This is a genomic window from Pacificibacter marinus (assembly GCF_900109555.1).
GTDB classification, from domain to species: domain Bacteria; phylum Pseudomonadota; class Alphaproteobacteria; order Rhodobacterales; family Rhodobacteraceae; genus Celeribacter; species Celeribacter marinus_C.
In genome coordinates, this window is sequence record NZ_FNZV01000016.1 from 80,752 (window position 1) to 91,985 (window position 11,234).

An 11,234-nucleotide genomic window follows, 5' to 3' on the forward strand; every position below is an offset into this window, starting at 1 on the left:
GTTTCTTTCCATGGGCGAAACGCGCCCCAGAAAAAACCTCGTCTGCAATTACTTTGTTCAATTCTTTGTCTTTTGAATAATACACTTATTTACCTCAATAGCGGGATGGTGGAGTGTCCACCATCCCGAACCGCTCACTTTTTAGCGCTGGAGCTGTTCGCGGTTTTCGCTGCCGCACTTTGGGCACGTGCGGCGAAACTTCCTTTGGCGGTTTGACCACCTGTCTTCGCCGCGCCTGCGGATTGAATGCGAGCGGAGGCCTTAGTGGTCATGTTTATCGATTTGGTCATCCTAGTTTCCTTTTATTTTGAGGATATCAGCAAGATGACGCAAGCACGGGGGGAGTGCAGCGGACAAGTTGGGGACAGGTTTCGGGAGTTTTGCTGGCGAAGGTCCGCGTCGCCGCCGTTCATGCCAATCGCACATCTGATAATATGGGCTCGTACCTCCCGATCGCTGCCATGGCACCGTTGTTGACTTTCGGCACGAGGCCTAGACTTTGCAAAGGTCACTACCTGCGCATAGCTGATCTTGATGGCTGGCGCAGCATGGTTGGTTTGGCTTTCGCGGCCTCGAATGACCGCTTTCACCGATCTGCAGAAAGATGTGTGCAGGTGTAGCTAAGGTCCGGTTTCCGCCCTTAGTATCAATCGACGTTTACGGCCCTAAGCCGACTTTGGCCGTCTTAACAAATGCCACGTCGCAACATCCCATTTGGTACATGTCCAAACTGTCCTGATTGACGCTGCTAAAAACGCCGTTCAAATCCTAAGAGGTTGTTGAAGGTTTTTAATAGCTCTCATGATAGCGGCCATTCGTGCAGATTTGAGCATCAAGTAGATTGGGCTCTAACCCGACCTCGGATGCTGCGCAGCATTTTGTGATTTGATGCAATGTCAACGTCGGGTTGTCGATGTGGGAGGGCGTGGCGAACAGGAGAAACTGTCATGCAAACATCAAACTTACTGGCCATTCGCGCACTTCGCCCTGCTTGGAGCAAGGGTCGCATTGTTGGTCAAAAGCGTCCGCATCACCCAAACATGTCTGGGCGATGCGTGTCAGGCTTGAACTGGCCGAAAACCATCGCGATCTGGCTATGTTCAATATGGCGATCGCTAGCAAATTGCGCGGCTGCGACCTTGGTCGGATAAAAGTAGTCGATGTCATGGCCTGCGGTCCGATCAAAGAACGGGCGTCGGTGCTGCAAAGTAAAACCCAAAAACCGGTGCGGTTTGAAAACCCCGGACGTACCCGCGCCTCGGTGGAGAAGTGGATGGAGGACCCGCTGATGGTCGGCTCCGCATATTTTTGACCTGGGCGTTGTCAAACTTGACCAGATAGCTCCTAAAGCCATCGTTTGTTGAACGGTTTCGCGCCTTTTTCCAACCAAAAGGATAAAGCAGAAAACTTTAGCTCAAAATGGTTCAGTTTTCAGGGGACAGAGCACCTCCCTAGTGCTCACTTATCAACTAAATAAACTGTATGACGGAATTGAATAAATTTTAGCCTTCTATAAGGCTCTTTTCTTCTAAAGCTATCAAGCAAGGCATCTAAAAACTTAGGGGTTATTCAATCCAATCGACGTGTTTTTTGCGTATGTTTGGGCTATGCCGAAAAAGGCTTCAATGATCGGGTTCTCGTTTTCTTTAAGGTTGAAAACTGTCTCGTGGGTGGTGAGACCGCGCATCTCTGTGATCGGCAAGCGGGCAACGCCATCGGTGCGGCTTGTGCTGGCGCGCCACAAAAATCCGATGCCCAATCCATTCACCACTGCCTCGTAAAGCCCATCACGCGCATCAAGGGTTAAGAACGGCTGGGGGGTCAATTGCGTGCGGGAAAACATGCGCTCAAGCGCGCGCTGGGTCGAAGAGCCAGATGTGCGGAAAATAAGTGGCTCGCGGGCAAGTTCAGCTGCGCTGACTTCTTTTGCTTGTGCCATCGGGTGATCGATCGGCGCAATCGCGATTACTTCGCAAGGGGCCAGATGTTCGCGACGAAAACGCGGATCTTTAGGCACATCGGGTAGGATCCCAATATCGCATTCATGGCTCATCAACGCGCGAATGATTTTTTGATGCGAGCCCGTTTCCACCTCAAGCGTTACACTGGGATAGGCGCGATGAAACGCTGAAACCAAGGCCATACCGGGCATCGCATTGCCCAAACCAATGGTGATTTTTCCTTCGCGCAGAGACGATCGGCTTAACAACAGGCGCTCGGCTTCGTTTTGAGCCTCGGCGGCGCGTTCGGCCAGATCGCAAAGTTTGAGGCACAGCGAGGTGGGCTGTAAACGCCCCGATTCGCGTATAAACAGCCGCACGCCGAATTGTTTTTCAAGGGCACGGACTTGCCCAGAAACATTTGGCTGCGTTACGCCCATATGGCGTGCAGCACTGGCATAAGAACCCGCTTCAGCAACGGCGCGAACAGAATCTAGGCGTGAGGGGCTTATAGTCATTTTTGGATTTCCATAGTTGGGCTTTGATTTCCCCATAGCTTAACTTTGCTTTGTTACAGCAAAGTCACAAAGCATCGTCATTGATCACGGCAGAAGCGGGGCCGATGCCCTGCACCGATCAGGAGACGCCCAATTGGATGCCACCACGACCATTATTTCGCTAACGAATCGATTCCCAAAACTTGATCCTCACGCCGTCGAAAACGCGCGGATTGTGTTGTGTGATCTTGACGGGTGCTTGATCTCAGAGGGGCGCGCGTACAGTGAAACTGCGGGTTTTGTCGCTGCCTGCGGCGCGCGGTTGTGGATCGTCTCCAACAGTTCAGACACAACAGCTGAAATCATGGCCAAACGCCTTGTCGAGATGGACATTGCCGTGCCAGCCGCGCGCATTCTGCTGGCCGGAGAGATCGCGCTTAATCATTTGGCCGAGGTCCAAAACATTCGCCATTTGCGCCTCTTTGCCTGTGCAGAATTGAAAGCGCGTGCTCGGGCCATGGGGCTTGATCCTGAGGCGCGCGATCCTGATGCGATCCTGCTGTGCCGCGACCCTGGTGTAACGGTTGATACGCTTGGGGAAATCCTTGCGCTGGTGGCGCGTGGTGTGCCGCTTTGGGTCGCAAATGAAGACCTGTCGCATCCAGGCCATGACAATCAGCCTGTGGCCGAAACGGGCGCTTTGCTTGCGGCCTTGTGTGCCATCGCGCCTGATCTGCGCTGGAAGTCCCTCGGCAAACCCGACCCGAAAATGCTGTCGATGGCGCTGGCGCAAACGGGCCTTCGGGCGCAGGACGCGGTCTTTGTTGGGGATAACGCCCTAACAGACGGGCGCGCAGCGGCGGACCTTGGCATGCCTTTCATTCACATCCAAAGGAGTGCGGCCCAATGATCCCGTATCTTGCTCGTGTCGTGGTAAAATCTGTCGTGACCTTGTTTGCGATTTTTACCGTCACATTCATCGCCACACGCCTTTCGGGCAATCCGATCGATACCTTTCTTGGGGAAGGCCTTACAACTGAAGGGCGTGAGGAGCTGATCCGTTACTTTCAGCTCGATGCATCGCTTTGGCAGCAATATCTGGCTTTTTTGCGCGGCGCGATGTCGGGCGAATTTGGACTTAGCTTTATTGATCGCCGTCCTGTTACGCAGGTTGTTGGCGATAGGCTTTGGGCTTCGGGGCAGCTCTTGCTCGCCTCTGTCGGGCTTACGGTTCTTGTGGCGATCCCACTTGGCGTGCTGGGGGCGATTTATCGCAAAAGTTGGGTTGGGTCGGCAGTGATGATGATTGCCTTTGCTGGTTATGCCATGCCCTCGTTTATCCTTTCGATCCTTATGGTCCTGACCTTTTCATACTGGCTGAATTGGCTGCCAGTGGTGGGCAATAGCACGCTGCTGCATTTCATCATGCCGACGATTGCGATGTCTGGTGTCCTTGTTGCCGCGTTGACCCGTTTTACCCGCAACGCCATGCTTGATGCGCTAGGTCAGGATTTCATCCGCACAGCTCGCGCCAAAGGCCTGCGCGAGTCCCGCGTGGTTTTGCGCCATGGGCTTGGCAATGCGGGGGTCACGGTGATTTCTGTGATCGGATTGCAGGTTGCTGGGCTGGCAGCTGCGGGAAGCGTGGTTGTTGAGAACATCTTTTCTTGGCCCGGCATTGGACAACTGTTGGTGAACTCGGCGCTAGAACGCGATTATCCCGTGCTTCAGTTCGGGGTGATCACAGTGGCCATTGCCGTTGTTGTCATCAATGCCATCACCGACATCGCCTACGCGTTTGCCGATCCGCGCATCCGCCTAGCGCATAGTTAAGGAATAAGATCATGGTTCAACTCGCAGATCCCATCATGCGCCTAAGCAAGCGCAAAGCCAACCAAACCAACTTTATCCAAAAAACGGCAATTGCCATTGCGATCCTTTTGTTTGCTTCGGCCTTTTTTGCACCGCTGATTGTACCGTTTGATCCTTTGGACCAAAGCCTACTCAGTCGTCTGCGTCCGCCGCTTGGGTTTGAACGTTTTGCTGTGGGGCATTGGGCCGGGACAGATGAACTGGGCCGTGATGTTCTTTCGCGCGCTTTGCACGGGATGCGGCTGACGCTTTCACTGGCTTTTGCGGGCGCTGTGATTGGTCTGTTGATCGGCGGTACGCTGGGCTTGATCGCGGGTCTACGCCAAGGTTGGGCTGAAGACGCGATCATGTCCTTGGTGGATATGCAAATCGCCATTCCGTTTACGCTTGTGGCCTTGTTAATCCTGTCGCTGATGGGGTCAAGCCTGACCGTGCTTGTCATGGTGCTTGGTATCGCAGGGTGGGAACAATACGCGCGGATCGTGCGCGCCGAAGTGCGCCGCCTTAGCGCGCTGCCGTTCATAGAGGCCGCTTGGACCGCAGGGGCAGGGCCGATCTACATCGCTTGGCGCCATGTGCTGCCCAATTTGATTTCACCGCTTGTGGTGCAGTTCACCCTAGCGCTTTCCAACATCGTGATCCTTGAAAGTACGCTCAGCTTTCTTGGGCTTGGCGTGCAACCCCCACAGCCCTCGCTTGGCTCAATGGTTGGGCTTGGCCGCGATTACATGCCAACGGCGCCTTGGATCGTGCTTGTTCCTGCGGCGCTGATCATGGCGCTGACCTTTAGCGTGCAGATATTAGGCGATTGGCTGCGTGATCGTGCCGATGTGCGTCTGCGCGACAGATAACCCCGAAATAACCTCTCAAAGAGCCGCACCAAACGGCCTTAATTCATGACTGAAAACAAAACCGGAGAACTTCATGTTCCGACTAATGTTAGCAACTGCTCTCGCCGCGCTGCCGCTTGCTGCCAGCGCCCAAGAAATCACTGTTGGGGCTGCCAATATGGCCGCCTATCTTGACCCTGGCCGCGATCATTCCAACGTGGGATCGCAGTTCTATTACAATAGCTTTGATACGCTGATTGATCGCGATCATACCAAACTTGCGCCTGAGTGGGAGCCGGCGCTGGCGACCTCTTGGGAACTCATCGAACCGACCATCATGGAGCTGAAACTGCGCGAGAATGTGAAATTTCACAACGGCGATGCCATGACAGCCGATGATGTGATTTTCTCGCTTAACCGCATGATGCAAGCGACATTCCCCCCCTATGTTGTGCGCGCCAAGGATCGACTGGCCAACTTCCCGATGGCTGAAAAAGTCGATGAACACACCATCCGCATTCGCGCCAACCGCGAAGAGCCGCTTTGGGAAACACTCATCTCGCTTCAGCAAGTGATGATCATCCCCGAAGCCTATACAAAAGCTCTGACTGGTGACCCACTTGTGGCTGAAGACAGCGATTTTGAGGCCTTCGCGCTTGCCCCTGTTGGCACTGGGCCTTATCGCATCGAAACATTCCAACCTGGCGAAAGTCTGGTGTGGGAACGCTTTGATAATTTCTGGGGTGATAAAGCTCCGCTGGAACGCGTCAATGTTGTGCAAATTTCTGAAACGGCCAGTCGCCTGACCGCGCTTAAAACGGGTGAGGCGGACATCATCACCAATATCGCGCCTGATCAGCTATCCCTGATCGACAAAGATAAAAACCTTAAAACAGCAGGCTCAGCGACGGCACTGTTTCATGTGATGATCATGAACCAAAACCACCCTAAGCTGGAAGATCCGCGCATTCGCCAAGCGATGAGCCTTGCCATTGATCGCGATGCTCTGAACGAAGCGCTGTGGCTTGGCAAAGGGGTCGTTCCCTCAACCCATACTATGGCAGAAATGGGTGCGCTGCATCAGCCTGATCTTGTAACGTTCGAATACGATCCAGAACGCGCCAAAGCCCTTTTGAAAGAGGCCGGCTATGACGGGTTTGAAATCACGTTCGATACCGCCCCAAGCTATTACACCAATGGTCTGTTGGCCGCGCAAGCGATCATGGAAATGTGGGCGGCTGTGGGTCTTAACGGCAAGGTTGTTGTTGGCGATAAATGGACAGGAAATTCGCCTGATCTGATGGCGCGCAACTGGTCTAACCCGATGTATTTCGCTGATCCCTTCGGCTCATTCGGAGTGATGTGGGCCCCTGATGGTCCATCGCAAAGCGAAGGCCGTTTTAACACCGATGCAGACTATGCTCAGAAATGGGAACGCTTCCGGTATTCCACTGATCTTGAAGAGCGCAAAGTGGCCTATGCCGAGCTGATGGAACGGGTGAAAGAAAACCCCGCAGTTCTGCCGCTTTATCGTCCGTTTGAAAGCTGGGGCATGAAAAATGCGATCAACTGGGCACCGATGCCTGGCCATATCCCCTATGTTCTCGATTTTCGCGCGGGCAGCATTACGCTGACCGATAGCTAACCCGAACTTGTGCCGGGTGCATAGCGCCCGGTACTCCCTCCAAAGGAGCCATATCCATGACCCGGATAGCCATTGTAACCGATATTCACCACGGCGCGCCTTCGCATACCAAACGCGGCGACACCGCCCTTGATTTGCTTGGTCAATTTACGGATTGGGCCAATGCTGAAAAGCCTGATCTTGTGCTTGATTTGGGGGATCGCATCTCTGATGTCGACACGCCAACTGATAAGCGGCTGGAGCGCGAAGTTGCCGATGTTTTCGCACGCCTCGAAATGCCCGTACACCACATCTGCGGCAACCATGACCGCGATCATTTGTGCGTTATAGACAACGTTGAAATTCTTGGTGCAGACCTCGGAAATCAAATCATTGATCTCGGCGATTGGCAGCTTGTTTTGTGGCGCGCCGATGCGAAAATTCATCGCCAGACCCAGCGCCACGCCTTTGATCTGCCCGAGGCAGATTTGCTCTGGCTGTCCCAGACAGCACAGCGTGCGGAAAAGCCAACATTGGTTGCCAGCCATGTTCCCTTTTCTGGCCACAGTCAGATCGGAAATTATTACTTTCAGCGCAATGCATCTGTCTCAACCTATCCCCAAGCGGATCGCGCCCGCGCGGCCCTTGCTCAAGCTCGTGTTCCGGTTGCGTGTATCGCAGGTCACGTGCATTGGAATACAGTGACAACGGTAGATGGCATTTCCCATCTTACCCAACAAAGCCTCACCGAAAGCTTCACAACATCGGGCGAACCGGCACGGGCTTGGGGCATGGTCACGCTTGGTAAAACGCTGCATTGGCAAGTCTATGGCGATGATCCGTTTGAAGCACGCATCACCCCGTCGCATCAACGCTGGACGCCGCCCTTGGCCCCTTTCTTATCAGAGGTTGCAGGCAAATGAACCTAAGCCCCCTCAACTCGCCCGTTTTGTCTGTTCGTGATCTGCATGTTGCTTTTGGCGATACCGAGGCCGTTCACGGGCTCTCCTTTGATATCCACCGCGGCGAAACGCTTGCATTGGTTGGAGAAAGCGGATCAGGCAAAAGCGCAACTGCGCTTTCGATCCTACGCTTGATTGAGCGGGAGGGGGGGCGCATCGCCAGCGGCGAAATCCGCATAAACGGCACGCAACCAGCTGAGATTACCACTCTTGGCGCATCCCAACTGCGGGCCTTGCGAGGTGATCGGATCGCGATGATTTTTCAAGAGCCTATGACATCGCTCAATCCAGTAATGACAATCGGCGCACAGATTTGTGAAACCCTTTCGCTGCATCTTGGCCTGAGGGGGCGCGCTGCGCACGATGCGGCCCTTACGGCCTTAGAACGGGTGAAAATTCCGGACCCAGAACGGCGTTTAAACCAATACCCGCATGAGCTTTCTGGCGGCTTGCGCCAGCGGGTGATGATCGCCATGGCGCTGACGTGCGAACCCGAAGTGTTGATCGCGGACGAGCCAACAACCGCGCTTGATGTCACCACCCAAGCAGAAATCCTCAAACTGATCGCGTCTTTGCAAAAAGACATGGGCATGGCCGTTTTGTTCATTACGCACGATCTTGGCGTTGTGGATGAAATCGCAGATCGGGTCGTGGTGCTTAAAGATGGGTGCAAGGTTGAAGAGGGCTTTACGTCCACTCTTTTTGCGGCCCCAAATGCGCCTTATACAAAAGAGCTGATGGCTGCGTCGCCGCGTCTGGGCGAGGGCGCACCTGTCCCGCTCAACGTGACCGAAACCGTGCTGCGGGTGCGCAATTTAACGACAGCCTATGGCGGCGGGTTGTTTTCGCGCCAAAGCGCGGTCGCGGCCGTAAGCGATGTGTCTATCGAATTGGGGCGCGGCGAGACGCTTGGCTTGGTTGGGGAATCTGGCTGCGGGAAATCGACCCTTGCGCGGTCAATCATGCGGTTGGTCGAGCCATCCGCCGGTGAGATTGAGCTGCGTGGGCACCGCATAGATGGGCTTTCAAGGGCCGCGCTCAAGCCGCATCGCGCTGATATTCAGATGGTCTTTCAAGATCCCTATGCCTCGCTAAATCCACGGATGTCGATCCGTGATGTAGTAACCGAACCGGCCTTTTTGCACGGACTGGTTGATTACCAGGGGCGGCGCGATTTAGCGCTTGATCTGTTGTCTCGGGTGGGGCTTACATCTGATGCTGTAGACCGCTTCGCGCATCAGTTCTCTGGTGGCCAGCGCCAGCGCATCTGCATCGCGCGTGCCCTTTCTGTTAAGCCTAAGATCATTGTCGCAGACGAGGCCGTCTCGGCACTCGATGTGTCCAACGCTCGACGCATCACAGAGCTTTTGGCCGATATTCAACAGCGTGATGGCGTGTCTATGCTGTTTATCAGTCATGATATCGCGGTTGTTGAACGGGTCAGTCACCGGATCGCGGTTATGCTGAAAGGGGAAATCGTTGAAACAGGTCCAACGGGCCAAGTTCTAAATAATCCTCAACATGCCTATACCAAACGCCTTTTATCGGCTGTGCCTCGGCTTGATCGTGCTCAGGCTGTCAGTGGCACATCGGGCATAAGGTCTTTGGCCCCCGCATTATCCGCGGTCATCGCGCTAAACGGGGGCGCGTCCTATGACAGGACATTAGATGAGTACAAGTTCGATGGATATTGAAAAATAGACGGAGTACTTAGTGTACTTGACTGATCTGTGGTGGAAATACCAATATTCATAGCTTCAAAATGTTGCGCTATTTGTGTTTAGAACAGAACAAGCACAGAACGGGAATGAGTAGCACTGTGGGTAGAATATACTATCTACTCATAACTAAGGTCAGCTAAGCTATTGAAAGTAAATGGAGGCGAGTAGGAGAATCGAACTCCTGTACACGGATTTGCAAGACTAAGCATCTAATTGATTTTAATCATTAAAGTGATTAGATGCTCTCTGTAATTGGACGGAACATAGCGTGAAGGTTTAGACTTCATATAGGCTAAAAGCGGTTGACTTTAAGTCGATCAGAGGTGCCACACTTCAGTCTTACCGTCACAAGTTTTGACGTGAAAATTTTTCTCGCTATAGTTCTCAGATTGCATAATTTCAAAATAGAGTTTCAACTTGTTTAGATTTCCATCCTTCAGCTCACTTCTTAGGTCATTTTTTCGCGAAAAACCCAAAGTCCCTAAGGAGCCTCAAAGACAGTACTCGCCTAAGCCAGTAATACGATTGGCAACCCCTAGTGTGGTTCGGACACCACCTACCAGACCATTGTCTCCAGAGGCGAAAGCATCTCCAAAGGTTGGGCTGAGCTACGATAAAACCCTTTCTGGAAAGTGTTATGTCGTCGATGGGGATACAATTCGCATTGGCAAGATCAACATCCGCTTGGCTGGCATAGACGCCCCCGAACTGGAGCACCCTTGGGGCCAAAAATCCAAATGGGAATTGGTCAGGCTATGCAAAGGGCAGGTTATTACAGCCGAATTAGAGCCCGACATTTCATATGACCGCGTCGTTGCGACTTGCTTATTGCCTGACGGACGCGATCTTAGCGCGGAAATGGTCAAAGCTGGCCTTGCAATTGACTGGCCAAAGTTCTCGGGCGGCAAATATGCAGAATTCGAACCGGATGGCGTTCGTAAAAAACACTGGAAAGCCGCTGCAAGGCAGCGCGGTCATATGCATGTTTTTAACAAGTAAGCGCCGCAGCTCTGGATCGGCCATTCGCTGGCTAAGATATAGTTGCATTTGGGGAATGTCGCCGCGTACCTTAAATTGTATTTAGCCATTTGGATGTCTTATCCATACGGCAGCTCAAAGGGGATTTTCGGAATGGACGGCGCAGCAAGTCTAGTTGGAATAGTACTGTTTTTATGGCTCATCGTGTATGTTTGTGTCCTTCTTCCAATGTCGATGGCGGCAGCGCGCGGCAGGTCAAGGTTAGGGTGGCTTCTTCTGACGCTCTTATTTTCACCGTTTATTTCAATCATCGCCCTTATGGTTTTAGGCCCGACCGCCGAACTTGTAATTGCCGAAATGAACGAAGACGGTTCGAATTGAAATCGGTTCTCTTATTCTAGAAAACGCATGGCAGATACCGTTGCGTTTTAGAAATTTCCAGAAGTTTTTTGCGTATTCGGCCCTAATGTATGTACCGGCTGCTGTTCGCAAATGATTTCTGGCATGTTCTCGGAAGTCGCTCATATGTATCCGGCCTGTTTATCGACACGCGGGTCGTGGCCTTGTTGGGGTTACGCACGCGCCGTGATCTCATTAGCTGCAAGGTCGATTATGACCATTTGGGCCGTCAGATTCTGGGGGCGTAATATTTCCGTTCCATGCTTTGCTATCTATCGCGAACTCCTTTGGATTGCTGCGGGTCTATCAGACGCCGATAGCAACCTCGTCTCTTGGCGCGTCAAACGCCGTTTTGTGTCTTAGAATACTCCATGCCATTCGTGCTAATTTATTGGCTAGAGCGATAGCAGC

Annotated in this window: 10 protein-coding genes and 1 pseudogene; 9 read left to right on the top strand and 2 right to left on the bottom strand. The window is 53.0% G+C overall.

From position 1 onward, the window contains the following. Positions 1–134 precede the first annotated feature (134 nt). The gene (locus tag BM025_RS19250) at positions 135–290 is read right to left on the bottom strand and encodes a hypothetical protein (protein WP_090875444.1); all 156 of its coding nucleotides are present in this window, start codon (positions 288–290) and stop codon (positions 135–137) included. Positions 291–947: 657 nt separating this feature from the next. On the opposite strand from BM025_RS19250, the pseudogene BM025_RS16890 reads away from it, so the two are divergent. Beyond that, positions 948–1,306 (top strand): annotated as a pseudogene (locus BM025_RS16890) (site-specific integrase); the annotation flags it as partial. A gap of 252 nt (positions 1,307–1,558) precedes the next feature. Here BM025_RS16890 and BM025_RS16895 read toward each other — a convergent pair. Next, positions 1,559–2,458, bottom strand: coding sequence for a LysR family transcriptional regulator (locus tag BM025_RS16895; protein ID WP_085850567.1), 900 nt, complete (start codon positions 2,456–2,458; stop codon positions 1,559–1,561). Positions 2,459–2,591: 133 nt separating this feature from the next. Between BM025_RS16895 and BM025_RS16900 the strand changes: the two genes are divergently transcribed. The 8 genes from BM025_RS16900 to BM025_RS16935 all read left to right on the top strand — a co-directional run bounded on the left by BM025_RS16900 (position 2,592) and on the right by BM025_RS16935 (position 10,805). Beyond that, entirely contained in the window at positions 2,592–3,347 is a 756-nt protein-coding gene (locus BM025_RS16900; protein WP_090875446.1) for an HAD family hydrolase, read from the top strand. Next, a complete protein-coding gene (locus BM025_RS16905) occupies positions 3,344–4,270 on the top strand; it encodes an ABC transporter permease (protein ID WP_085850566.1) in 927 nt (308 codons plus the stop codon). The genes BM025_RS16900 and BM025_RS16905 overlap by 4 nt, the downstream gene beginning before the upstream one ends. A gap of 11 nt (positions 4,271–4,281) precedes the next feature. Further along, complete coding sequence (locus BM025_RS16910) at positions 4,282–5,160, top strand: ABC transporter permease (protein WP_085850565.1); 879 nt, start codon at positions 4,282–4,284, stop codon at positions 5,158–5,160. Between the two features lie 73 nt (positions 5,161–5,233). After that, positions 5,234–6,784 (top strand): ABC transporter substrate-binding protein, encoded by a 1,551-nt coding sequence (locus BM025_RS16915; RefSeq protein WP_085850564.1) that lies wholly within the window; start codon positions 5,234–5,236, stop codon positions 6,782–6,784. Positions 6,785–6,840: 56 nt separating this feature from the next. Continuing rightward, complete coding sequence (locus BM025_RS16920) at positions 6,841–7,686, top strand: metallophosphoesterase family protein (protein WP_085850563.1); 846 nt, start codon at positions 6,841–6,843, stop codon at positions 7,684–7,686. Continuing rightward, positions 7,683–9,419 carry an ABC transporter ATP-binding protein gene (locus BM025_RS16925; RefSeq protein WP_085850562.1) on the top strand — a complete coding sequence of 579 codons (1,737 nt, stop codon included), beginning with the start codon at positions 7,683–7,685 and terminating at the stop codon, positions 9,417–9,419. Before BM025_RS16920 ends, BM025_RS16925 begins: the two co-directional genes overlap by 4 nt. Before the next feature lie 567 nt (positions 9,420–9,986). Further along, entirely contained in the window at positions 9,987–10,445 is a 459-nt protein-coding gene (locus BM025_RS16930; RefSeq protein ID WP_244515891.1) for a thermonuclease family protein, read from the top strand. 132 nt (positions 10,446–10,577) lie between these two features. Next, positions 10,578–10,805 (top strand): hypothetical protein, encoded by a 228-nt coding sequence (locus BM025_RS16935; RefSeq protein WP_085850560.1) that lies wholly within the window; start codon positions 10,578–10,580, stop codon positions 10,803–10,805. Positions 10,806–11,234 lie beyond the last annotated feature (429 nt).